This is a genomic window from Bradyrhizobium sp. USDA 4451 (genome assembly GCF_054822585.1).
Map to the genome: position 1 here is coordinate 2,591,913 of NZ_JBTRCH010000001.1, position 22,436 is coordinate 2,614,348.

General features: G+C 64.6%; 20 protein-coding genes and 3 pseudogenes. 18 read left to right on the plus strand and 5 right to left on the minus strand.

Annotation, left to right across the window (positions count from 1 at the left end; all coding sequences use genetic code 11):
- The first annotated feature begins 51 nt into the window (after positions 1–51).
- Positions 52–1,504, plus strand: a pseudogene (gene boxB, locus ACVMB0_RS11960) (benzoyl-CoA 2,3-epoxidase subunit BoxB).
- Between the two features lie 245 nt (positions 1,505–1,749).
- Here the strand turns inward: boxB and ACVMB0_RS11965 are convergent.
- Positions 1,750–2,050 (minus strand): annotated as a pseudogene (locus ACVMB0_RS11965) (type II toxin-antitoxin system RelE/ParE family toxin).
- A complete protein-coding gene (locus ACVMB0_RS11970) occupies positions 2,047–2,355 on the minus strand; it encodes a type II toxin-antitoxin system RelB/DinJ family antitoxin (RefSeq protein ID WP_461346356.1) in 309 nt (102 codons plus the stop codon). The pseudogene ACVMB0_RS11965 and the gene ACVMB0_RS11970 overlap by 4 nt, the downstream one beginning before the upstream one ends.
- 282 nt (positions 2,356–2,637) lie before the next feature.
- Here ACVMB0_RS11970 and ACVMB0_RS11975 point away from each other — a divergent pair, with 282 nt between their 5' ends.
- The gene (locus ACVMB0_RS11975; RefSeq protein WP_461346357.1) at positions 2,638–3,921 is read left to right on the plus strand and encodes a hypothetical protein; all 1,284 of its coding nucleotides are present in this window, start codon (positions 2,638–2,640) and stop codon (positions 3,919–3,921) included.
- Between the two features lie 24 nt (positions 3,922–3,945).
- On the opposite strand, the gene ACVMB0_RS11980 is transcribed toward ACVMB0_RS11975, so the two are convergent.
- A complete protein-coding gene (locus ACVMB0_RS11980; RefSeq protein WP_461346358.1) occupies positions 3,946–4,746 on the minus strand; it encodes an SDR family NAD(P)-dependent oxidoreductase in 801 nt (266 codons plus the stop codon).
- 268 nt (positions 4,747–5,014) lie between these two features.
- Between ACVMB0_RS11980 and ACVMB0_RS11985 the strand changes: the two genes are divergently transcribed.
- The 3 genes from ACVMB0_RS11985 to ACVMB0_RS11995 are packed head-to-tail and all read left to right on the plus strand — an operon-like array spanning position 5,015 to position 6,182.
- A complete protein-coding gene (locus ACVMB0_RS11985; RefSeq protein ID WP_456750750.1) occupies positions 5,015–5,230 on the plus strand; it encodes a hypothetical protein in 216 nt (71 codons plus the stop codon).
- A gap of 49 nt (positions 5,231–5,279) precedes the next feature.
- Complete coding sequence (locus ACVMB0_RS11990) at positions 5,280–5,408, plus strand: hypothetical protein (protein ID WP_456750749.1); 129 nt, start codon at positions 5,280–5,282, stop codon at positions 5,406–5,408.
- Positions 5,409–5,456: 48 nt separating this feature from the next.
- Complete coding sequence (locus ACVMB0_RS11995) at positions 5,457–6,182, plus strand: sulfite exporter TauE/SafE family protein (RefSeq protein ID WP_461346359.1); 726 nt, start codon at positions 5,457–5,459, stop codon at positions 6,180–6,182.
- 47 nt (positions 6,183–6,229) lie between these two features.
- On the opposite strand, the gene ACVMB0_RS12000 is transcribed toward ACVMB0_RS11995, so the two are convergent.
- A complete protein-coding gene (locus ACVMB0_RS12000) occupies positions 6,230–7,285 on the minus strand; it encodes a polysaccharide deacetylase family protein (RefSeq protein ID WP_461346360.1) in 1,056 nt (351 codons plus the stop codon).
- A 181-nt stretch (positions 7,286–7,466) separates the two neighbouring features.
- Between ACVMB0_RS12000 and ACVMB0_RS12005 the strand changes: the two genes are divergently transcribed.
- The 10 genes and pseudogenes from ACVMB0_RS12005 to phoB all read left to right on the plus strand — a co-directional run bounded on the left by ACVMB0_RS12005 (position 7,467) and on the right by phoB (position 17,539).
- On the plus strand, positions 7,467–8,861 hold the full coding sequence (locus ACVMB0_RS12005; protein WP_456750746.1) for an OmpA family protein: 1,395 nt from the start codon (positions 7,467–7,469) through the stop codon (positions 8,859–8,861).
- A gap of 2 nt (positions 8,862–8,863) precedes the next feature.
- Complete coding sequence (locus tag ACVMB0_RS12010) at positions 8,864–9,160, plus strand: hypothetical protein (RefSeq protein WP_212021509.1); 297 nt, start codon at positions 8,864–8,866, stop codon at positions 9,158–9,160.
- 300 nt (positions 9,161–9,460) lie between these two features.
- Positions 9,461–10,516, plus strand: coding sequence for a putative bifunctional lysylphosphatidylglycerol flippase/synthetase (locus ACVMB0_RS12015; protein ID WP_456750745.1), 1,056 nt, complete (start codon positions 9,461–9,463; stop codon positions 10,514–10,516).
- Between the two features lie 69 nt (positions 10,517–10,585).
- A pseudogene (locus ACVMB0_RS12020) lies at positions 10,586–11,915 on the plus strand (sensor histidine kinase).
- Positions 11,916–12,051: 136 nt separating this feature from the next.
- Positions 12,052–13,062, plus strand: a complete 1,011-nt coding sequence (gene pstS / locus ACVMB0_RS12025; RefSeq protein WP_456750743.1) for a phosphate ABC transporter substrate-binding protein PstS — start codon at positions 12,052–12,054, stop codon at positions 13,060–13,062.
- A 246-nt stretch (positions 13,063–13,308) separates the two neighbouring features.
- The gene (pstC, locus tag ACVMB0_RS12030; RefSeq protein WP_456750742.1) at positions 13,309–14,298 is read left to right on the plus strand and encodes a phosphate ABC transporter permease subunit PstC; all 990 of its coding nucleotides are present in this window, start codon (positions 13,309–13,311) and stop codon (positions 14,296–14,298) included.
- A 4-nt stretch (positions 14,299–14,302) separates the two neighbouring features.
- A complete protein-coding gene (gene pstA, locus ACVMB0_RS12035) occupies positions 14,303–15,148 on the plus strand; it encodes a phosphate ABC transporter permease PstA (RefSeq protein ID WP_456750741.1) in 846 nt (281 codons plus the stop codon).
- Positions 15,145–15,963 (plus strand): phosphate ABC transporter ATP-binding protein PstB, encoded by an 819-nt coding sequence (gene pstB, locus ACVMB0_RS12040; protein WP_456750740.1) that lies wholly within the window; start codon positions 15,145–15,147, stop codon positions 15,961–15,963. Before pstA ends, pstB begins: the two co-directional genes overlap by 4 nt.
- 20 nt (positions 15,964–15,983) lie before the next feature.
- Positions 15,984–16,700 carry a phosphate signaling complex protein PhoU gene (gene phoU / locus ACVMB0_RS12045; RefSeq protein ID WP_024578984.1) on the plus strand — a complete coding sequence of 239 codons (717 nt, stop codon included), beginning with the start codon at positions 15,984–15,986 and terminating at the stop codon, positions 16,698–16,700.
- 128 nt (positions 16,701–16,828) lie between these two features.
- Positions 16,829–17,539, plus strand: a complete 711-nt coding sequence (gene phoB, locus ACVMB0_RS12050; RefSeq protein WP_016844067.1) for a phosphate regulon transcriptional regulator PhoB — start codon at positions 16,829–16,831, stop codon at positions 17,537–17,539.
- Between the two features lie 277 nt (positions 17,540–17,816).
- Here the strand turns inward: phoB and ACVMB0_RS12055 are convergent, their stop codons facing one another.
- Entirely contained in the window at positions 17,817–18,329 is a 513-nt protein-coding gene (locus tag ACVMB0_RS12055) for a GcrA family cell cycle regulator (protein ID WP_021076557.1), read from the minus strand.
- 499 nt (positions 18,330–18,828) lie between these two features.
- On the opposite strand from ACVMB0_RS12055, the gene ACVMB0_RS12060 reads away from it, so the two are divergent.
- The 3 genes from ACVMB0_RS12060 to ACVMB0_RS12070 all read left to right on the plus strand — a co-directional run bounded on the left by ACVMB0_RS12060 (position 18,829) and on the right by ACVMB0_RS12070 (position 22,141).
- Entirely contained in the window at positions 18,829–20,031 is a 1,203-nt protein-coding gene (locus ACVMB0_RS12060; protein ID WP_461346361.1) for an acetylornithine transaminase, read from the plus strand.
- Entirely contained in the window at positions 20,031–20,957 is a 927-nt protein-coding gene (gene argF, locus ACVMB0_RS12065; RefSeq protein WP_456756333.1) for an ornithine carbamoyltransferase, read from the plus strand. Before ACVMB0_RS12060 ends, argF begins: the two co-directional genes overlap by 1 nt.
- A gap of 101 nt (positions 20,958–21,058) precedes the next feature.
- Entirely contained in the window at positions 21,059–22,141 is a 1,083-nt protein-coding gene (locus ACVMB0_RS12070; RefSeq protein ID WP_461345437.1) for an IS4 family transposase, read from the plus strand.
- Positions 22,142–22,436: the final 295 nt, after the last annotated feature.

A 22,436-nucleotide genomic window follows, 5' to 3' on the forward strand; every position in this document is an offset into this window, starting at 1 on the left:
CCATTCGCTACTCGCCATTCGCCTGCTGCCCCAAACACGGGAGAGGCCACAATGAACATGAACATCATGAACGTCGATTACTCGACCAAGATTCCGAACAATGTGAATCTCGCCGAGGACCGCCAGGTGCTGAAGGCGCTGGAGGGCTGGCATCCCGGCTACATGGACTGGTGGAAGGACATGGGGCCGGACGGCTTCCAGGAATCGCTGGTCTACCTGCGCACCGCTTACTCGGTCGATCCGCGCGGCTGGGCCAAGTTCGACTACGTGCGGATGCCGGAATATCGCTGGGGCATTCTCCTTGCTCCCCAGGAAGAGAACCGCGTCATTCCGTTCGGCGAGGATTTCGGCAAGCCGGCCCTGGCAGGAAGTCCCCGGCGAGCATCGCGCCACGCTGCGCCGCCTGATCGTGATCCAGGGCGACACCGAGCCGGCCTCGGTCGAGCAGCAGCGCCATCTCGGCAAGACCGCGCCCTCGCTCTACGACATGCGCAATTTGTTCCAGGTCAATGTCGAGGAAGGCCGCCATCTCTGGGCGATGGTCTATCTGTTGCAGAAATATTTCGGCCGCGACGGCCGCGAGGAAGCCGACGATTTGTTGCGCCGCCGCTCGGGCGACGCGGATTCACCACGCATGCTCGGCGCCTTCAACGAGGCGACGCCGGACTGGCTGTCGTTCTTCATGTTCACCTACTTCACCGACCGCGACGGCAAGATGCAGCTGCACTCGCTGGCGCAGTCGGGCTTCGATCCGCTGTCCCGCACCTGCCGCTTCATGCTGACCGAGGAAGCCCACCATATGTTCGTCGGCGAGACCGGCATCACCCGCGTCGTGCAGCGCACCTGCGATGCGATGAAAGAGGCCGGCATCACCGATCCCTGCGATATCGCCAAGGTCCGCGCGCTCGGCGTGATCGACCTGCCGACGATCCAGAAGAAGCTGAACCTGCACTATTCGCTGTCGCTCGATTTGTTCGGCTCCGAAGTGTCGACCAATGCGGCCAACGCCTTCAACGCCGGCATCAAGGGCCGCTACAAGGAAACCACGATCGAGGACGACCATCAGCTCAAGAGCTCGACCTATCCGGTCATGAAGATGGTGGACGGCCAGATCAAGCTGGTCGACGAGCCGGCGCTGACCGCGCTCAACATGCGGCTGCGCGACGACTACACGCAGGATTGCGTCAAGGGCATGCTGCGCTGGAACAAGGTGATCTCGACCGCGGGCATCGACTACAAGCTCGCGGTGCCGCACACCGCCTTCCACCGCCAGATCGGCGAGTTCAAGGACATCCATGCGACGCCCGACGGCCTCCTGATCGACGACGCCACCTGGGCCAAGCGCAAGAACGACTGGCTGCCGTCGGCTGCGGATGGCGACTTCATTGCCTCGCTGATGAAGCCGGTCACCGAACCCGGCGAGTTCGCCTCCTGGATCTCGGCGCCGAAGGTCGGCATCGACAACAAGCCCGGCGACTTCGAATATGTGAGGATCGAGTCGTAGCGGCGCTACGGACTGGTTCGCGGACTCGTTGATCCGACGCCGACTTGCATTGCAGCCAATGTAGCCCGGATGAGCGAAGCGATATCCGGGGCTGCACCGACCCGCATGCCGCTTCGTCATGCGGGCTGCTTGCTGACCGTCAGCTAGCACTTCCTCTCCTCCCGGAAGGGCCGAAAAGGGATGAGCCGAGAAGGTCCTGGCTCGCCCCTTTTCTTTTTTGATCAGGTGCCGGTGCGGAGCCGGCCTCAATCGTCATTTGCAAGTTCGTCGGGCCACATCTGCGCGCCATGAAGCACCCGCAAGATACGAACCGTTTCACCTTCGACAAGGTACGCAGCGACATAAGGTGTGCGCGGAACGACCAGTTCGCGCGCGCGTGCCGGCGACACGCCCGGGCCGGCCACTGTCAGGAAAATCGAGCAGGCGCCGTGCGGTATCGGCAATCTGTTCGTCAACTTGAACCGCGGCACGAGGATTCTCCGCCTCGATGTAGCTGAAAATATCGTCGCGATCGGACAACGCGAAGCGCGACCAGACGAGTTTCATCGCTTGCGCCCCGGCGCTTTTCGAAGCGCGGCGGCACGGCGTTGCGCGAAATGCGCTTCGACGTCGGAATCATCGAGACTGGGCCGAGTATCCGCCAGCGCTTGGCGCACCTTGTCACGAAACCAGCTGTCGTAAGCCTGGCTGTTGCTCACGAGCTCCAGTGGGAGCATCCCCTCGTTGGCCGTGCGTGTCAGCAGGATCCGCACGGCGTCAGATACCGTAAGGCCCATGTTTTCCAAAACCGCGGTGGCCTTTTCCTTGACGTCCGCGTCGATGCGGGTTTGGACCAGGGCATTCGAAGCCATAACGATCTCCTTCGCGATCAATGTAATGCATTTGAATGACAAGCGCCAGAGGCGTCGCAACTCATGACCGGAGGTGAGTAGCGCGGTCAAAATTGTCTGCCTGTCGGCGAAACCGCTGCTGCGTGTCCTCAATCTCGGTTCGTTTGGAGTCAGACGAATTTGAGGTGGTCCTGGCCTTCACTTGTGCGGCAAGTCGCAACTTGAGGTGTCGTGGACAATATGACGCACGTTGGCAATAGTGCGGCCGTTTCGTTATGCCGCGTGGAGATGCCGGGAGGTCGCATGTTCGATTGGGTCAAGAAGCAGTTGGCTGGACGACAACCGGCCGCCGACGATCCCTACGAGCAGTTCGTCCGGGCATTCGTCGTGGAGTGCCAGCGGCAAGGCATCCAGCCCAAAAGCTACGATCCAAACGCTCGTGGTTTCGTGTTCTTTCGCGACGATTCGTCAGAGAGGATCTTTCGGCTGCACAATGGATTCCGCGAGTGGCTCGGGCGGAATCAGGAAAGTCGCGCCATATTGGTCACAACCCTGGTGCGCTCGGTTATCGAGGGCAATCGGAATTACGCGCTCGATCCCGGCAAGTTGCCCGAGCAGTTGATGCCGGGTGTCCGGTCCCACGCTCAGATCAGCAATCTCCTGATCCAGAACTGGACGATGGGGGCGCCAGCCGACGACAGTAGTGCCACCGCGTTCCGGCCGCTTGCCGGCGATCTTGTCGTCTGCGCCATGCAGGACAAGCCGAACACCATGTCACAGATGAGCAATGCCAATCTGGCGGTCGGCGGGCTTTCGGTCGATCAGGCGATGGAGCGCGCGATGGCGAATTTTCGCGCCAAGCTCGGGCGACCGGTGTTCGAAAGCCTTGGCGACGGCCTGTTCGGCTCCAACAATCTCGCAGAACATCAGTCGGCGCTGCTGCTGCTGACACCGGGCACGGACTACCAATTGCCCGCGATCGACGGTGCTCCGGTTGCGCTCGTTCCGGCACGAGGTCTCTTCTACCTTACTGGCCGCGCGAATAAGACCGCTTTGATAAGAGCGTTGGACATCGCGAAGAATGCAGCTCAGATGGCGTGGTTTTTATCGCCGACGCTGCTGCAATGGGATGGCGGTCGCTGGGGTGAGGCTACATTGACCGACGACCTTGCACCGCGCCAGCGCGAGGTCACGTATCATCGATTGGCCGCCGATTATGACACGCAGAAGCAACTGCTGGACCAATATCACCAGAGCAAGGGCCAACATATCTTCGTGGCCAAGATGATGCTGTACAGCACGAAGGATTCATCCGAGCCCTTCTCTCTCACGACCCTGGCGTCGGGGACGACCGGCACGCTGTTGCCGTATGCCGATCGACTTTGGTTCGGCAAGCAAGTCGTCGATCCGCAGACCGGGTTGGCGCAACCGCAGCCCGAAGATGTCGCCGACGTCACCTGGTCCGATGCCATGGCCATTGCCGGTCATCTGTTCGAGCCGGTGGCCTATCTCTACCCACCACGACTGCGCGCGCTCGGATTTCCGGCCGGCGACGTCTGGGCGCGACTCAAGGCGGTCGCGCGGTAGGCCTGTGTACCGGAGCATCGCGCCCTACCCCGCGATCTCCAGTCCCGCCGTCGCATAGACCACGCCGCCATCGACGGCGATGGTGTTGCCGACCACGTAGTCGCCGGCGCGCGAGGCGAGGTAGATCGCGGTGCCCGCCATGTCCTCGTCGCTGCCGATCCGCCGCGACGGGACGCGTTGCGCGACTTCGTCGGCGTGGTCGCGCGCGGCGCGGTTCATGTCGGACTTGAAGGCGCCGGGCGCGATCGCGGTGACGTTGATGTTGTCCTTGATCAGGCGCGTCGCCATCCGCCGCGTCAGATGGATCACCGCGGCCTTGCTCGCGGCATAGGAATAGGTCTCCATCGGGTTGACGAAGATGCCGTCGATCGAGGCGATGTTGATCACCTTGCCTGGCTTGTCATGGGACGCCGCGGCCCGCAGCGGCTTGGCCAGCGCCTTGGTCAGGAAGAAGATCGACTTGACGTTGAGGTTCATCACCTTGTCCCAGCCGCTCTCCGGGAATTCGTCGAAATCCGCGCCCCAGGCCGCGCCGGCATTGTTGACCAGGATGTCGAGCTTCGGCTCGCGTTTGATGATCTCGCCCGCGAGCCTGTCGCAGCCCTCGACGGTCGAGATGTCGATCGGCAGCGCGATGCATTCGCCGTCATAGGCGGCGGTGAGCTCCTGCGCAGTGGCCTCGCAGGGACCTGCCTTGCGCGCGGTGATGTAAACCCTGGCGGCGCCCTGCGCGAGGAAGCCGGCCGCGATCATCTTGCCGATGCCGCGCGATCCCCCGGTCACTACCGCGACGCGGCCCTTCAGTGAAAACAGATCCTTGAACATGTTGCCTCCTTAGCTATGCCAAGCGTTCTGGCCGGGTTGATGGAGCTAGTCAAGGAACCGCGACCGCCGGCGAACGCGCAGCCCGCTCGATCCTCCGGCGGTGGTCTGATCGGTTACCCGCGAAGGTCGCGCGCCTCATCGATCAAGCTTTCTTGGATCAAGCTCCTTGGATCAAGCTTTCTTGAGATGTGATGCGGTGCACAAATTGGCCGGCCGAATCGGCGCATCATGCGCGCGGGGTGGAATTCCAGATCAAGGAGTTCCAGTAATGAAGCACATTTCATTGCCGGTGACCGGTGTGATGCCCGTCACCCACGTTCAATTTGCACGAAGGCGGAAGGGGCTGTTCGCCGCCATCCTCGGCGCAATTCATTACTCACGGCGGATTCAGGCGTGCCGCGTTCTGAAGCAATATCAGCACTTGATCGACCGCGCCGATCGGCGCCTGACCAATCTGGAGGGCGGCGGCAATGTCCATCACTGATCGGTCGTCGTCCCGCAAATCGATCGTCCGGCTTCCGCAGATCAGCGAGATGACGCTGCTGATCGCCATCGCGGTCGGATTTCTTGTGCTGCACCTTCTCACCGCGACATTGCTGATGCCTGCAGCCACGGCAGATGCGGCCGTGCCGCAGGACGCTAGGGTGATTCACACCGACTAGCATCGCCCCGCTTCACTCATCATCCCTGCACTCAACGGAGGTCCGCTGGTGGCCGACGTCACGTCATTTATCGTGCTCAGCGCCGCGGTGTTCTGCGGCGCCTTCGTGTCCGGTCTCGCCGGCTTTGCCTTCTCCGCGATCGCCGGCGCTGTCCTGCTGCATGCGATGCCGCCGACCGAGGCGGTGCCGCTGATGATGGCGTGCAGCGTCGGCGTGCAGGGGGCCAATCTGTGGGCGCTTCGGCACAACATCCAGTGGAAGCAAAGCCTGTTGCTGATCTCGGGCGGACTGCTGGGCGTCCCGCTGGCGCTCTGGCTGTTGCACAACACCGATGGCCGGACCTTTCGCGAAGGTTTTGGGATCATGGTCGCGCTCTATGCCGGCTACATGCTGTTCAGGCCCGCGATCGGCTACGGCCGGTTGCCTGAAAGGCGCCACGCGCTGGTCGGATTTGGCGGCGGCCTGATCGGCGGGTTGACCGCGATGCCCGGCGCGCTGCCGACCATCTGGTGCGACATCCACGGCGTGCCGAAGCAGCAGCAGCGCGGACTCGTGCAACCCTTCATCGCCGCGATGCAGATTTCGGCGTTGGTGATGATGCTGCTGCATCGCGATCTCTCGATGAAGGTCGCCTATGACGTCGTGCTGGGTGCTCCGGCGCTGCTTGCCGGTTCGTGGCTCGGCATCTTTGCGTTCCGCAACATCGACGAGGCCAATTTCAGGCGGGTGATCCTCGGCCTGTTGCTGGTGTCAGGGCTGTTGCTTGTCGTTTAGTCATCGGGCGCGCGTTCGCGCGACCCGTTGGTTTCGTCCGGCGCGCCTCACGCCGCGTCGATGCGGCGGAAGCCGTTCCACACCGCGGTGGCTGCGCCGGAGGTCAGGACCGGCAGCAGGCGCGCGTCCTGGTAATTACCGTTCAGCGAAACCCGCTGCAGCGCGGTCATGTGCTCGGCGCTTTCGGGAAACAGCATGCCCGGCCGCGTCGTCACCGCGGTCTTGAAGCCGATCGACCGGGCGAGCGCGAATTCGCGCCGGCCTGCGGCGACCCGGTCGCCGTAGGGATAGGCGAGATGCGCGACCGGCCGCTGCAGCGCCTGCTCGATCCGCGCCCGGCTGGTGGCAAGCTCGAACGCGGCGATGGTCTCGCTCTGCCTGGCGAGATTGCAATGGCTGATGGTGTGCGCGCCGATGGTGACCAGCGGATCGTCGGCGAAGCCGCGCAGCTCGTCCCAGGACATGCAGAGCTCGCGCGCGATGCCGGCCTCGTCGACGCCATGGCGGACGCACAGCGCGGAGATCGCGGCCTGCATCTCCGTCTCGCCCGGCAGTGAACGCAGCCAGTCGTGCAGGCGGCCGAAGGCGGCGCGCTTGGCCTGCGGCGTCGCCGTGTCGACCTTCGTCGTGCCGTCGATCGGCACCTCGATCTCGGAGGCAGCCGCGATCACCCGCTCCAACGCGATCCACCACAATTTGCCGCAGCCCTCGGCGAAGTCGCTCGCGACATAGACCGTGAACGGCGCGCCGAACTCGCGCATCACCGGCAGCGCGAAGTCGCGGTTGTCGCGATAGCCGTCGTCGCAGGTGAAGCAGGCGAAGCGCCGCGCGAAATTCCGCTCGGAGAGGCGGCGATGCGCTTCGTCCATGCTGACGATGTCGACGTCGAGCGCGCGCAGATGCGTCAGCATCGCGCGGAGGAAGTCGGGCGTGACCTCGAGATGATGGTTGGGCTGGAACGCGTCGTCGCGCCGCGGCCGGACGTGGTGCAGCATGAAGATGGCGCCGACACCGGCGAAGATCGGCCGCAGCAGGATATGCGCACCCGAGAAATACAACGCCTCCATCCCGGCACGGATCACGGTATTGCGGAGTTGTTTCATGAGGGCGCGGGCCGGCCGATTTGCATTCCGCCGCAAACTTAGCGAAAGACCACTGAAGAAACTGTTATCCCGGTCCGACATGGCGCCCCCGCCATGGCACTTGATTTGGGCGCCTGATTTGGGGTTTGACAGTCAGCCAAGGGTTTGTTTTCTCTCTGGTTCCCGACCCGCAGGACGCTGAATGCACGGACTTTTCAAGTGGAGTAGCAAGTGGTGGCCGGGGGTGATTCCACTGGTCGTCCTGTGGGGGTTCGCGGCCTGGAGCTCGACGGCAACGGTCGAAGCGGATCTCGTTGCGCGCTCTAATGCCGCACTCAAGGACACCGTGCTTGACAAGCGCCGCATCAGCGTCGACGGCCGCGACGTGACCTTTGCAGCCAATGCCTTCTCCGAAGACGGCCGGCTCAGCGCGGTGGCCTCGGTCGAGGCGGTGCCCGGCGTGCGGCTGGTCAATGACGAGACCCGCCTCGTTCCCGAAGCCAAGCCGTTCGTCTGGTCCGCCGAACGCGACGTGGTGCGGGTCACGCTCGGCGGCAACGCGCCGCTGCCGGCGAGCAAGAGCAAGCTGACCGAGGCCGCCAAGGCCGGTCTCGGCGGGGTCGAGGTAGCCGATCAGATGACGCTCGCCCGCGGCGCGCCGCCGCGGTTCGACACCGCGGCGCTGCTGCTGCTCGATCAGATCGGCAAACTGAAGGAAGGCAAGATCACGCTGACCGACAACAAGGTCAATCTCGCGGGCATGGCGCGCGAGCTCGGCGGACGCGAAGCGGTTGCCGCCGCGCTGAAGAACCTGCCGGACGGCTATGCGATCGCCGCCAACGACATCAAGGCGCCGCCTTACGTGTTCCAGGCCTACAAGGACCCGGTCGCGGTGACGCTGACGCTGACCGGCTACGTGCCCGACAACAACGTGCACGCCGCGCTGGTCGCCGCCGCCGGCCGCAAGTTCTTCAGCGAGAAGGTGGTCGACAATCTCAAGGCCAGCATCGGCGCGCCCTCCGGGTTTGCGGCGGCGGTGGTGCCGGCGCTGGGGGCGCTGTCGCGGCTGTCGACCGGCACGCTCGTGGTGTCGGACCGCGAGGTGAAACTGTCCGGCGATGCGCTCTATGATGCGGCGGCCGGCCAGATCCGCGACGGGCTCGGCAAGGATTTTCCGCAGGGCTGGCAGTACAAGGCCGAGGTCACGGTGAAGCCTGCGGCGGCGCCGGTCGATCCGACCGTGTGCCAGCAGCTGTTTTCCGAGATCCTCTCCAAGGGCAAGATCCGCTTCGAATCAGGGAAGGCCGACATCGTGCCGGATTCCGCCGGCCTGCTCGACCGCCTGACCGAGACCGCGATGCGCTGTCCCAATGCGACGATCGAGGTCGCCGGCCATACCGACAGCGACGGCGAGGAGGCGGCCAACCAGGCATTGTCGGAGCGCCGCGCGCAGGCCGTGGTCGATTACCTGGTGCGCGCCGGTCTGCCCGCCAACCGCTTCACGCCGGTCGGCTATGGCAGCACGCAGCCGCTCGCCGGCAACGAGAGTGAAGACGGCAAGGCGCAGAACCGCCGCATCGAATTCGTGGTGAAGTAGCGATGACCGTGCTCGCGACATTCTTCTGGGGTTGGCTGCTCGGCGCCGCGCTGCTCGGCTTCTGCATGGGCTGGATCGCGGTGGTGCATCGGGCGCAGGGCGTCTCGAAGGTGTGGATGCGCTGGCTGGCATTGCTCGCGGTTGCGCTGATCGCCGCGTCGTTCGCGCGGATCGTGCCCGGCCGCTTCGGCTACTGGCTCGACCTCTTCCTGATCATGTTCGCGCTCTATCTCGTTGGCTGCGCGATCGGCTCCTGGTTGCGCGACTGGGTGGTCTCGCGCAGCAAGCCGGCGAGCTGACATGGCGCTCCATCACGGCGCGTTGAGCCGTCGTCCCGTAGTTTACCGGATGGCCCAGCAGACCGTTCGCTGGGCTAACTGCCGCACGTTGCACGTCAAGCTTGTCGAAGGTGGCGAGAAACGCGCATATTTGTGCATCCGCTGTCATGAATCATCCCTAATATCTTGAAGATGCGCGTTTTATTGTCTTTTGACGAATTCCACTCCGGTCTAAAACGCGCTACACGGGGCGGGGCACAGCGAAGCGCCGGCGGGGTTCGCCCGGGAGCCGTCGTCGCGGGATCGCAATTCGAGGTCTAGATGCTGGAAGCAATCCGCAGGGCGATGGCGTTTCTGCGCCAGAAGCAAATCCTGCATCGGCTGGGTGTTGTCATCAGCATCGCCGTCATCGGCATCGCCTGCTACGTCCTCTATCACATGCTGCGCGGCATCGACACCAACGAGGTGCTCGAGGCCATCAAGAGCACCGAGCCGCGGCAGATCGCGCTGGCGGGGCTGTTCGTCGCGGCTGGCTACTTCACGCTGACCTTCTACGACCTGTTCGCGGTGCGCGCGATCGGTCACGCCCACGTGCCCTACCGCATCAATGCGCTCGCGGCGTTCACCTCCTATTCGATCGGCCACAATGTCGGCGCCAGCGTCTTCACCGGCGGCGCGGTGCGCTACCGGATCTATTCGGCCTGGGGACTGAACGCGATCGACGTCGCCAAGATCTGCTTTCTCGCCGGCCTCACCTTCTGGCTCGGCAATGCCGCGGTGCTCGGGCTCGGCATCGCCTATCACCCGGAGGCCGCCGCCAACATCGACCAGCTGCCGCCCTGGCTCAACCGCGCGCTGGCATTCGGCATCATCGTCGCGCTGGTCGCCTATGTGGTCTGGGTCTGGACCCAGCCGCGGGTGGTCGGCCGCGGCCCCTGGACCGTGACCCTGCCGGGCGGCCCGCTGACCCTGCTGCAGATCGCGATCGGCATCGTCGACCTCGGCTTCTGCGCGCTGGCGATGTACGTGCTGGTGCCGGACGAGCCCAATCTCGGCTTCGTCGTGGTCGCGGTCATCTTCGTGTCGGCGACCCTGCTCGGTTTCGCCAGCCACTCCCCCGGCGGGCTCGGGGTGTTCGACGCCGCCATGCTGGTCGGCCTGTGGCAGATGGACCGCGAGGACTTGCTCGGCGGCATGCTGCTGTTCCGCCTGCTCTACTATATTGCGCCGTTCGTCATATCTGTAATCTTGCTGACGTTTCGGGAGGTTATCGTCGGCGCCCGACTCAAACGGCTGTCGCAGGCTGATTCGGGTCCCCGCGCCGAGCCGCATCATGAGGCGGTTCTGGTCCGCAAGCGTGGTGACTCCGGCGTCTGATGAAGCGGCCCGATGCCTCCCGAGGGAAGGTCGCCATGACCGCGCCTGGGCGAGACGTGAACCGACGGGATGAAAGCCGCCGCAATGGCAATTGACGATACGCCGCAATCGATCTTCTCGCCCTGGCCCGACCGGCTGCGCCATTCCGCGCTGATCCTGCTTGCCGCGGCGCTGGCGCTCAGCGTGGTGGTCGCGCTCGGCGAATTGTCGCTGGTGCGCGCCTGCGCGGTGTTCGCCTGCATCGCGGCCGCGGCCCTGGTGCCATGGCGGCTGCATGATGCCGGGACCTCGCGCGAGGATGTCCGCGGCGTCAATCCGGTGGAGGCCGCTGCCGTCAGCGCCGTCGTCGCCGGCATGCCGGATCCGGCCGTGCTGCTCGATCGCGCCGGCCGCGTCATCCATCTCAACGCCGCCGCGGCCGAACTCGCGCCGGCGCTGCGCAAGAACGAATTGGCGCAATTTGCCCTGCGTTCGCCGGAGATCATCACCGCGTTGCGCGAGGCGATCGCGACCACCGAGCCGCGCCGCGCCACCTACACCGACCACGTCCCGGTGGATCGCTGGATGGAATTGGTGATCACGCCGGTGCCGGTGCCGACCCAGTTCGGCGGCACCGAGAAGTGCATGCTGATGACCTTCCACGATCTGACGCCGTTGCGCCGGGTCGAGGAGATGCGCGCCGACTTCGTCGCCAATGCCAGCCACGAGCTGCGCACCCCGCTCGCCGCGCTGTCCGGCTTCATCGACACCTTGCAGGGGCCGGCGCGCGAGGACGCGCGGGCCCGCGAGCGCTTCCTCGGCATCATGCACACCCAGGCCACCCGCATGGCCCGGCTGATCGACGATCTGTTGTCGCTGTCGCGGGTCGAGCTGTCGGCCCATGTGCGGCCCGAGGCCTCGATCGACATCGTGCCGATCGTCCGCCAGGTCGCCGACGGGCTCGAGGCGCTGGCCAGCGAGCGCCAGGTCGAGATCGACGTCGACCTGCCCCAGACCCCGGTCACGATCGCCGGCGACCGCGAGGAACTGCTGCGCCTGTTCGAGAACCTGATCGAGAATGCGCTCAAATACGGCGCCTCCCGGGGGGCGCGTCATAGTGTCGCTCAATCAGGCCGCATCCAGCGCATCGGGCGAGGGGGCGCCCGAAATCCGTGTCATGGTACGGGATTTCGGCCCCGGCATTGCGCCCGAGCACCTGCCGCGGCTGACCGAGCGCTTCTACCGGGTGGACGTCGGCGACAGCCGGAACCAGGGCGGAACGGGCCTCGGATTATCTCTGGTGAAACATATTCTTAACCGTCATCGCGGGCGTCTTTTGATCGAGAGCGTGCCGAACAATGGCGCGACCTTTACCGCCTGTTTTCCCCGGCCGAAGACCCCGTTACCGACCCATAGCTGAGCGTTTTCAGCTGCTTAGCTCTGTCATCCAACTGTCATCCAACCTTCGTAAAAGCAGCACCGACCGCTCCTAGATGGACCGGCGTGGGCGCGATCGGGCGCATTCGGCGCTTCGCCCACAAGATGGAGACCACCCCATGAATTTCATCAAAGCAATCGTCGCTGCCGGCATGGTCGCCGCTTCGACGTCGGCCTTCGCTGCCGATATTACCGGCGCGGGCGCGACGTTTCCGTTCCCGATCTATTCGAAGTGGGCTGACGCCTACAAGAAGGACACCGGCAATGGCCTGAACTATCAGTCGATCGGTTCGGGCGCCGGCATCAAGCAGATCCAGGCCAAGACCGTGACCTTCGGCGCCACCGACGCGCCGCTCAAGGCCGAGCAGCTCGAGAAGGACGGCCTCGTCCAGTGGCCGATGGTGATGGGCGCGATTGTTCCGGTCGTGAACGTCGAAGGCATCAAGTCGGGCGATCTCGTGCTCTCGGGCGAAGTGCTCGGCGACATCTATCTCGGCAAGATCACCAAGTGGAATGACCCGGCGATCGCCAAGCTCAATCCGAAGCTGACCCTGCCGGCCGACGCGATCACCGTCGTGCGCCGTTCGGACGGTTCGGGCACCACCTTCAACTTCACCGACTACCTCTCCAAGTCGAACGCCGACTGGAAGTCCAAGGTCGGTTCCGGCACCGCGGTCGAGTGGCCGGTCGGCGTCGGCGCCAAGGGCAACGAAGGCGTTGCCGGCAACATCAGCCAGACCAAGAACGCGATCGGCTATGTCGAATACGCCTACGCCAAGCAGAACAAGCTGACCTACACCGCGCTGGTCAACAAGGCCGGCAAGACCGTGCAGCCGACCATCGCCGCCTTCCAGGCTGCCGCCTCGAATGCCGATTGGGCCAAGGCTCCCGGCTACTACGTCATCCTGACCGACCAGCCGGGCGAAGCCTCCTGGCCGATCACCGCGGCGACCTTCATCCTGATGCACAAGGACGCGACCGACAAGGCGGCCTCGCAGGAAGCGATCAAGTTCTTCAAATATGCCTTCGAGAAGGGTGGCAAGGCGGCCGAAGAGCTCGACTACATCCCGATGCCGGACTCGGTCGTCAAGCTGATCGAGAAGACCTGGTCCTCGGACATCAAGAGCTAAGTCCACCGCATCGGACAACGCCTGGGCCGCCTCTCGAGGGCGGCACAGGTTGAACGACCAAGCTGTTGAGCGATCAAGACCCGGGCTCCGATCACCGCGGCAACAAGCGCGGGAGGGGTCCGGGGTTCGCGCCTCCGGCAGGCGCGGCCGGAACGGTGCCGGGTCACAGGCGTCGCTGGAGATCGCTTCGGGGCGTGGCGGTTTGCGTGGCTTTCACATAGTAAAGAGGGAATTGGCGTGGCAGACATGGCTGTTCAGGGCGATGTGATGGAAGCCGCGGGACCTTACGATCGCGCCAAGGCCCTCAGTGCCTTTAAGCTCGGTGATCTCACTTTCTATTGGATCACCCGCATCTCGGCGATCTCGGTCCTGTTGATCCTCGGCGGCATCATCCTGTCGCTGATCGTCGGTGCCTGGCCGGCAATGAAGGAATACGGCTTCGCCTTCCTCTGGACCCAGCGTTGGGCGCCCTCGGCCGATCCGCCGGTGCTCGGCGCGCTCGGCCCGATCTACGGCACGCTGATCACCTCGGTCATCGCCATGCTGATCGCGATCCCGGTCGGCATCGGCATCGCCGTGTTCCTCACCGAACTCTGCCCGCAGTGGCTGCGCCGCCCGATCGGCATCGCCATCGAGCTGCTCGCCGGCATCCCCTCCATCATCTACGGCATGTGGGGCTTCTTCGTGCTCGGCCCGTTCCTGGCCAACACGTTCCAGCCGTTCATGATCCGGATCTTCGAGGGCGTTCCAGTGCTGGGCGCGGTGTTCGCCGGCCCGCCGTCCTATCTCAGCCTGTTCAACGCGGCGCTGATCCTCGCCATCATGGTGCTGCCGTTCATCACCGCGATCTCGGTCGACGTGTTCAAGACCGTGCCGCCCGTGCTCAAGGAAGCCGCCTACGGCATGGGCTGCACCACCTGGGAAGTCGTCCGCAGCGTCGTGATCCCCTACACAAGGGTCGGCGTGATCGGCGGCATCATGCTGGCGCTCGGCCGCGCGCTCGGCGAAACCATGGCGGTGACCTTCATCATCGGCAACTCGTTCCGCATCTCGTCGTCGATCTTCGCGCCGGGCACCACGATCTCGGCGGCGATCGCTTCCGAATTCGCCGAGAGCGACGGCCTGCACCAGTCCGGCCTGATCCTGCTCGGCCTGTTGCTGTTCGTGCTGACCTTCTTCGTGCTCGCCGGCGCGCGGCTGATGCTGATGCGGCTCGAGAAGAAGGCGGGGAAGTGACGCCATGAACCCGATCTACAAATCCCGCCGCCGCAGCGACATCATCATCCGCACGCTCTGCGTCGGTGCGGCGCTGTTCGGCGTCACCTGGCTGGCGCTGATCCTGATCACGCTGCTCTACAACGGCCTTGCCGGCCTCAGCGTGCAGCTGTTCACCCAGAACACGCCGCCGCCGGGCTCGACCGATGGCGGTCTGCTCAACGCCATCGTCGGCTCGGTCATCATGACCGTAATCGGCGTCGGCATCGGCGCGCCGCTCGGCCTGTTCGCCGGCACCTACCTTGCCGAATACGGCAAGCACGACAAGCTCACCTCGGTGATCCGCTTCATCAACGACATCCTGCTCAGCGCGCCGTCGATCATCATCGGGCTGTTCATCTATGGTGCGGTGGTGGTGCCGATGCGCGGCTTCTCGGCGATCGCAGGCAGCCTTGCGCTCGCCGTGATCGTGATCCCGGTCGTGCTGCGCACCACCGAGGACATGCTGCTGCTGGTGCCCAATCCGTTGCGCGAGGCGGCCTCCGCGCTCGGCCTGCCGCGTTCGCTGGTGATCAAGCGGATCGCTTATCGTGCTGCGCGTAGCGGCTTGATCACCGGCGTGCTGCTGGCGACCGCGCGTGTCGCCGGCGAGACCGCGCCGCTGCTATTCACCGCGCTGTCGAACCAGTTCTTCAGCTGGGATTTGACCAAGACGATGGCCAACCTGCCGGTGACCATCAACAACTTCGTGCAGAGCCCCTACGCCTACTGGAAGGAACTGGCGTGGAGCGGCGCACTGCTCATCACCTTCACCGTGCTCGCGTTGAATATCGGCGCGCGTATCCTTGGTGCCGAAAGGACCGCAAAATGACCGAGCTTTCCGTCTCCACGACTGTCGCGGGCCACGTTCCCCAGGTGCCGCTTCCGGACGCGCCGCCGAAAGTCACGGTGCGTAACCTCAATTTCTATTACGGCGAGCACCACGCGCTGAAGAACATCAACCTGACGCTCGGCACCAACCGCGTCACGGCGTTCATCGGACCGTCGGGCTGCGGCAAGTCGACCCTGCTGCGCATCTTCAACCGGATGTACGACCTTTATCCGGGCCAGCGCGCGGTCGGCCAGCTGATGCTGGACCAGACCAACATCCTCGATCCCAAGCTCGACCTCAATCTGCTCCGCGCGCGGGTCGGCATGGTGTTCCAGAAGCCGACGCCGTTCCCGATGACGATCTACGAGAACATCGCCTTCGGCATCCGCCTCTACGAGAAGATCTCGAAGTCCGAGATGGACGACCGGGTCGAGAAGGCGCTGCGCGGCGGCGCGCTGTGGAACGAGGTCAAGGACAAGCTGAACGCCTCCGGCCTGTCGCTGTCCGGCGGCCAGCAGCAGCGGCTGTGCATCGCGCGCACCGTGGCGGTGCGTCCCGAGGTGATCCTGTTCGACGAGCCGTGCTCGGCGCTCGATCCGATCTCCACCGCCAAGGTCGAGGAGCTGATCCAGGAACTCTCCGAGGATTACACGATCGCGATCGTCACCCACAACATGCAGCAGGCGGCGCGCGTCTCCGACAAGACCGCCTTCATGTATCTCGGCGAGCTGATCGAGTTCGACGACACCAACAAGATCTTCACCTCGCCGAGCGATCGACGCACCCAGGACTACATCACCGGCCGGTTCGGCTGACCGGGCTGAGGAGACAGATGATGGCTTCTGAACACACCGCCAAGGCATTCGACAGCGACCTGCAGGAGTTGACCCGCCTGGTCGCCGAGATGGGCGGCCTCGTCGAGCGGATGATCACCGAGTCGGTCGACGCGCTGATCCGGCGCGACGTCGCGCTCGGCAAGCGCGTGGTCGCCGCCGACATCGAGATCGACAATCTGCAGCGCGTCATCGAAGAGCGCGCGGTGCTGACGATCGCGCGCCGCCAGCCGATGGCGATCGATCTGCGCGAGATCGTCAGCGCGATGCGCGTCGCCACCGACCTCGAGCGGATCGGCGACCTGGCCAAGAACATGGGCAAGCGCGTCGCGGCGCTGGAGAGCGATTTCCAGCCGCTGAAGCTGATCCGCGGCCTGGAGCACATGACCGACCTCGTGCTGTCGCAGGTCAAGTCGGTGCTCGACGCCTATGCCGCGCACGATCTGCCGGCGGCGATGAACGTCTGGAAGGGCGACGAGGAGGTCGACGCGATCTGCACCTCGCTGTTCCGCGAGCTGCTCACCTACATGATGGAAGACCCCCGCAACATCTCGTTCTGCATCCATCTGATGTTCTGCGCCAAGAACATCGAGCGGATCGGCGATCACGCCACCAACATCGCCGAGACCGTGTTCTACATGATCGAAGGCCAGCAGATCACCGACAAGCGCCCGAAGGGCGACATGACCAATTTTGCCACCACTGTGCCGGGTAACTAGGACATCATCCGCACGCGCGGAACCGGATTGTCTTCGACAAGTCGTTTCCGCGGGGATTATGCTCAAGAAGCTAAGCGTTTCGGTTTGCGTCTGGGCAACAGATCACCACAGAGAAAGAACTTAGACCGATGAGCGCACGCATTCTGGTAGTCGAAGACGAGGAAGCGCTAACGACGCTGTTGCGCTACAACCTCGATGCGGAAGGCTACGATGTCGAAACGGTGGGGCGCGGCGACGATGCCGATACCCGCCTCAAGGAGCGCGTTCCCGACCTCGTGGTCCTCGACTGGATGCTGCCGGGCCTGTCCGGCATCGAGCTGTGCCGCCGCCTGCGGGCGCGGCCCGAGACCAAGCAGCTTCCGATCATCATGCTGACCGCGCGCGGCGAGGAGAGCGAGCGGGTGCGCGGTCTGGCCACCGGCGCCGACGATTACATCGTCAAGCCGTTCTCGGTGCCGGAGCTCCTGGCGCGGGTGAAGGGCCTGCTGCGCCGCGCGAGCCCGGAGCGGCTCGCCACCGTCCTGACCTATGGCGACATCGAGCTCGACCGCGAGAAGCGCCGCGTCGCGCGCTCCGGCCGCCCAATCGATCTCGGGCCGACCGAGTATCGGCTGCTCGAATTCTTCCTCGAGCATCCCGGCCGCGTGTTCAGCCGCGAGCAGCTGCTCGACAGCGTCTGGGGCCGCGACATCTACATCGATGAGCGCACCGTCGACGTCCATATCGGCCGCCTGCGCAAGCTGCTCAATCCGGGCCGCGAGCAGGATCCGATCCGCACCGTGCGCGGCGCCGGCTACGCGCTCGACGACCGCTTCGCGAAAGCCGAGCCGCAGCCGTAAGTCGCCTTTCCGGCGAGAGCCGTCATCGTCATCGTCATTGCGAGCGGAGCGAAGCAATCCATCGCGCCACGAGCGGCGGCTCGTTATCGCGTGAGGTGAGCACACTGTCCGGCTCCCTCCCTCCTTGCGGGGGAGGGTGGGGAGGGGCGCGTGTGCTCACCTTACGTCGCGCAGTGCGCTTGACCTGGGCTATGTGCCCTTGATGTTCATTCGCTCACAAAAAATCCCCGCTTGTGCGGGGATTTGTTTTTCAGGTCTTCCGTAGTTTTCCCGAGGGCTACTTGATCTGCGGCTTCGCCGACGGCCGGCGGCGATCGGCGGCGGGCTGGTAGGCGACGCGGGAATGATGCGCGCAATAGGGCAGGCCGGCGAGCGCCTTGCCGCCGCAGAAGAAGAATTCCGGGCTCGAGGGATCGCCGACCGGCCAGTGACAGGTGGCCTCGTTGAGTTCGAGCAGCGACAGCCGCTGGCTCATCGGCACCACGTTGTCGAACGAGATCGGATCGGGCTCCATCTCGACCTCGAAGGCGTGCGCGAGCGCGGTGTTGCCGCGCGAGACCGGGCGCGCCACTCGCATCATGTGCTGGGCGGGGCGCGCCTTGCGCTGCCGCGGCGCCGCCGTGGAGGGTGCCTTGGCGCGGCCGGAGAGGCCGAGCCGGTGCACTTTGCCGATCACGGCGTTTCGCGTCACATTGCCAAGTTCCGCTGCGATCTGGCTGGCCGAAAGGCCAGACTCCCAGAGCTTCTTCAGCTGCTCGACGCGATCGTCGGACCAGGTCAATACCGTCATCGCATTCTTCCTTTCGCATGGCGCCGGCCAGTCATTGGAGCGGCGCTGCGAGCCAAATCTGGACAAATATCCCTGCGGCCAGAATCCCTTAGCCCTCGCCGGGCGCGGTGTTGCGCCCGAACGTTTACGCGAGACACAAAGGCTACTTAGAGGGTCCAGTACTGCCGCACGAGATGTCGTACCCGACAGGCCAAACGCTACAATATGGCGTGACTCTGGCGCAAGAGTCCGCGGCCGTGCGTCCACATGTTCCGACAAAGTTAAGCATTGCTGTGAGGCTTTTCCACCGCACCGGAATGCTCCGGATTGCGCTCGTTCGGCAGCGCAGGAAGCCCGGCAAAAGGACCGGCTCCTGGCGATTGACACGGACCCGCCGCAGCATAGAATGTTGCCCACGTGCCGCCCGCAAAGGCGGCCGTTTTGTTTTCCGAAGCTGGCCGTTGCTGCGCTGGCGTCAAGGCGCGCGGCAATTGTCGGCTTCAAACCGGCAGTGAACGCCATGACCAACGCCTCGTCGCATCTGCTTCCCGTCTTCGCCAGGGTCGATCTCGGCTTCGAGCGCGGTGAGGGCGCCTGGCTGATCGCAACCAACGGCGACCGCTATCTCGATTTCACCTCGGGCGTCGCCGTCAACGCGCTCGGGCATGCGCATCCGCATCTGGTGAAGGCGCTGCAGGAACAGGCGACCAGGCTCTGGCACATGTCGAACCTGTTCAAGAGCCCGGACGGCGAGGTGCTCGCCGCGCGGCTGTGCGAGCAGAGCTTCGCCGACTTCGTGTTCTTCTGCAATTCCGGCGCGGAGGCGATGGAGGGCGTGATCAAGCTGGTCCGCCACTATCACTTCTCCAAGGGCCATGGCGAGCGCTACCGCATCATCACCTTCGAAGGCGCCTTCCATGGCCGCACGCTGGGCACGCTGGCCGCGACCGGCGCGGCGAAATATCTCGAAGGCTTTGGCCCGCCGATGGACGGCTTCGACCAGGTGCCGCATGGCGACATCGAGGCGGTGAAGAAGGCGATCGGCCCGCACACCGCCGGCATCCTGATCGAACCGGTGCAGGGCGAGGGCGGGGTGCGCTCGGCGCCGCAGGCGTTCTTCAAGGCGCTGCGTGCGCTGTGCGACGAACATGGCCTGCTGCTGGCGTTCGACGAGGTGCAGACCGGCATGGGCCGTACCGGCGATTTGTTTGCCTACAAGCGCACCGGCGTCACGCCGGACGTGATGTCGCTCGCGAAGGCGCTCGGCGGCGGCTTCCCGATCGGCGCGGTGCTGGCGACCGCGAAAGCGGCCGAAGGCATGGCGCCGGGCTCGCACGGCTCGACCTTTGGCGGCAATCCGCTGGCGGTCGCCGCCGCCAATGCCGTGCTCGACGTCATGCTGAAGCCCGGCTTCTTCGAGCACGTGCAGAAGATGTCGCTGCTGCTCAAGCAGAAGCTCGCCTCGGTCGTCGACCGCTATCCCGGCGTGCTGTCGGAAGTGCGCGGCGAGGGCCTGTTGATCGGCGTCAAGGCCGTGGTGCCGTCGGGCGACCTGATCGCCGCATTGCGCAACGAGAAGCTGCTCACCGTCGGCGCCGGCGACAATGTGGTCCGGTTCCTGGCGCCCCTGATCGTGACCGAAGCCGAGATCGATCAGTCGATCGTCTCGCTCGAGCGTGCCTGCGCGACATTGTCGGCAGCGCAGCCGAGGAAGGCTGGATGATGAGCAAGCCGGTCCGTCACTTCCTCGACATCAACGAGCTGCCGCTCGCCGAGCTGCGCAACATGCTGTCCGCCGGCGCCGCCATGAAGGCGAAGCTGAAGGCGCATGAGAAGGGCAAGAAGCCGCTCGAGGGCAAGACGCTGGCGATGATCTTCGAGCGCCCGTCGACCCGCACCAGGGTGTCGTTCGACGTCGGGATGCGCCAGCTCGGCGGCGAATCCATCATGCTGACCGGCGCCGAGATGCAGCTTGGCCGCGGCGAGACCATCGCCGACACCGCGCGCGTGCTGTCGCGCTATGTCGATGCGATCATGATCCGCATCCTCAACCATGACGCGCTGCTCGAGCTCGCCGCCCACGCCACTGTTCCCGTCATCAACGGCCTGACCCGGCGTTCGCATCCCTGCCAGGTGATGGCGGATCTCATGACCTATGAGGAGAACCGCGGCTCGATCGAGGGCAAGACGGTGGCCTGGACCGGCGACGACAACAACGTGCTGGCGTCCTGGGCGCATGCCGCCGAGCGGTTCAAGTTCCAGCTCAATGTCGCGACCCCACCGGAGCTGTCGCCGAAGAAGCCGATGCGCGACTGGATCAAGGCGACCAATGCCCCGATCATGCTCGGCACCGATCCGGAAGCCGCCGTCCGCGGCGCCGACTGCGTCGTCACCGACACCTGGGTGTCGATGGGCGACAAGGAGGGCGAGCACCGCCACAACGTGCTGCGCCCCTATCAGGTCAACGCCAAGCTGATGTCGCTCGCCAAGCCCGATGCCCTGTTCATGCACTGCCTGCCCGCGCATCGCGGCGAGGAGGTCACCGACGAGGTGATCGACGGCCCGCAATCCGTGGTGTTCGACGAGGCGGAAAACCGCCTGCATGCGCAGAAGGGCATCCTGGCCTGGTGCTTTAACGAAGTCGCGTAACCACTAACGCCGTCGTCCCGGCGAAGGCCCATCGGCGTTAAAATAGGCTTGTGTGGCGGAATCGTTTGTGATTCCAGCATGGAATGACACACGAATCGCTGGTGAATGGCGACTGGGCGGGCGTCGTGACCCGGCTCGGTGGGGCAGAAGCACTCAATCGCACGGCACGTGAGACGAAGGCTTTCGTGCGTCCGCGCGAGATTAGGAGTGCGGTGGATTTGCTGCGGCTGATCCTGGCTTATTGTTTGAGTGAGCGGGGACTTCGCTCGACGGCGGCATGGGCGACATCGGTCGGCCTTGTCGACATTTCCTGCGTGGCGTTGCTGTATCGTTTGCGTCAGTGCGGAGATTGGCTGGCGCTGCTGGTGGGTCAGGCGCTTGCTGCCGCTGCCCCGAAGGCAAGCCGAGGTCGCTTGATCCGGATCATCGATGCTACCACGGTGCCGAAGAAAGCGCTGGATGCCAGGAAGAAGAACGAGGTGTGGCGCATTCACAGCGCGTTCGATCTTCCGCAGGAACGATTTGGCCACTTCGAACTGACCGATCAGCAAGAAGGCGAGACGCTCGACCGGATCCCGGTGGTTGCGGGCGAAATCCGTCTTGCCGATCGGGCCTATTTGCAGCCGGAACGCATGGCACGGCTGATCGAGGCCGGCGCAGACTTCGTCATTCGGGCTGGTTGGAAGAGCGCGCGCTGGCTCGATTGCAAAGGCTGTGCGCTGGACCTCATGGCTGAGCTGCGCAAGGCGGCGGAACGAGGCCTCATCGATTGTCCGATTTGGATCAAACCCAAGCACGGCGCGCCGCTCGCCGTGCGTCTGGTCGCCATCAAGAAGCCGCAACAGGCTGCTGCCGAGGCACGACGCAAGGCGCACCGGACCGCACAGAAGGGAGGCCATCAGCTCTCCAAGCAAACGCTTGAGGCCGCCGATTGGGTCATCCTGGTCACCTCACTTGCTCCGGATGACTTCACCGCGGATGATGTTCTCGCCCTCTATCGCCTGCGCTGGCGGATCGAACTGGGCTTCAAGCGACTGAAGAGCCTGATCGGCCTGAAGGGGCCGCCGGGAACTGACGAACGAACGGCCCGACCTCACATCCTCGCTCATCTGCTGGTTATTCTCTTGCTCGAGCCGCTTGTCGACGAACTCGAGGACTCTCCCCGCTTGGCGGACGCCGCCTGACCCGCCCCGGCGCGTGGCGCTTGCTCCGCCAACTCGTCGCCTCACTCCTGCAGGCGATCATTCCGCAGCCGACAATGGCTCGCCTTCGCCGATCTCTCTCCACTCTTCGCCGACACCTCCGCGAGCCCCCGAGGAAAAAGCGCCGCTATCAAACCATGTATCCACTACCTTAACGCACATGGGCGAAGGCCGGGACCCATACGCCGTGGCCCATGAAAAAGGCACAAGGGGAGACGTCTTGTGCTGCGACAAGGTCCTGTGGTTATGGGTCCCGGCCTTCGCCGGGACGACGATC

Excerpts from the sequence above, each read along its gene's own strand:
- pstB (WP_456750740.1), top strand. The coding sequence starts at position 15,145 with ATGACCGAGCTTTCCGTCTCCACGACTGTCGCGGGCCACGTTCCCCAG.
- ACVMB0_RS11980 (WP_461346358.1), bottom strand. The coding sequence starts at position 4,746 with ATGTTCAAGGATCTGTTTTCACTGAAGGGCCGCGTCGCGGTAGTGACC.
- ACVMB0_RS12000 (WP_461346360.1), bottom strand. The coding sequence starts at position 7,285 with ATGAAACAACTCCGCAATACCGTGATCCGTGCCGGGATGGAGGCGTTG.
- ACVMB0_RS12005 (WP_456750746.1), top strand. The coding sequence starts at position 7,467 with ATGCACGGACTTTTCAAGTGGAGTAGCAAGTGGTGGCCGGGGGTGATT.
- ACVMB0_RS12010 (WP_212021509.1), top strand. The coding sequence starts at position 8,864 with ATGACCGTGCTCGCGACATTCTTCTGGGGTTGGCTGCTCGGCGCCGCG.
- phoU (WP_024578984.1), top strand. The coding sequence starts at position 15,984 with ATGGCTTCTGAACACACCGCCAAGGCATTCGACAGCGACCTGCAGGAG.
- ACVMB0_RS12015 (WP_456750745.1), top strand. The coding sequence starts at position 9,461 with ATGCTGGAAGCAATCCGCAGGGCGATGGCGTTTCTGCGCCAGAAGCAA.
- pstA (WP_456750741.1), top strand. The coding sequence starts at position 14,303 with ATGAACCCGATCTACAAATCCCGCCGCCGCAGCGACATCATCATCCGC.
- pstC (WP_456750742.1), top strand. The coding sequence starts at position 13,309 with ATGGCTGTTCAGGGCGATGTGATGGAAGCCGCGGGACCTTACGATCGC.
- ACVMB0_RS11985 (WP_456750750.1), top strand. The coding sequence starts at position 5,015 with ATGAAGCACATTTCATTGCCGGTGACCGGTGTGATGCCCGTCACCCAC.
- pstS (WP_456750743.1), top strand. The coding sequence starts at position 12,052 with ATGAATTTCATCAAAGCAATCGTCGCTGCCGGCATGGTCGCCGCTTCG.
- ACVMB0_RS11990 (WP_456750749.1), top strand. The coding sequence starts at position 5,280 with ATGACGCTGCTGATCGCCATCGCGGTCGGATTTCTTGTGCTGCACCTT.
- phoB (WP_016844067.1), top strand. The coding sequence starts at position 16,829 with ATGAGCGCACGCATTCTGGTAGTCGAAGACGAGGAAGCGCTAACGACG.
- ACVMB0_RS11970 (WP_461346356.1), bottom strand. The coding sequence starts at position 2,355 with ATGGCTTCGAATGCCCTGGTCCAAACCCGCATCGACGCGGACGTCAAG.
- ACVMB0_RS12055 (WP_021076557.1), bottom strand. The coding sequence starts at position 18,329 with ATGACGGTATTGACCTGGTCCGACGATCGCGTCGAGCAGCTGAAGAAG.
- ACVMB0_RS11975 (WP_461346357.1), top strand. The coding sequence starts at position 2,638 with ATGTTCGATTGGGTCAAGAAGCAGTTGGCTGGACGACAACCGGCCGCC.
- argF (WP_456756333.1), top strand. The coding sequence starts at position 20,031 with ATGAGCAAGCCGGTCCGTCACTTCCTCGACATCAACGAGCTGCCGCTC.
- ACVMB0_RS12060 (WP_461346361.1), top strand. The coding sequence starts at position 18,829 with ATGACCAACGCCTCGTCGCATCTGCTTCCCGTCTTCGCCAGGGTCGAT.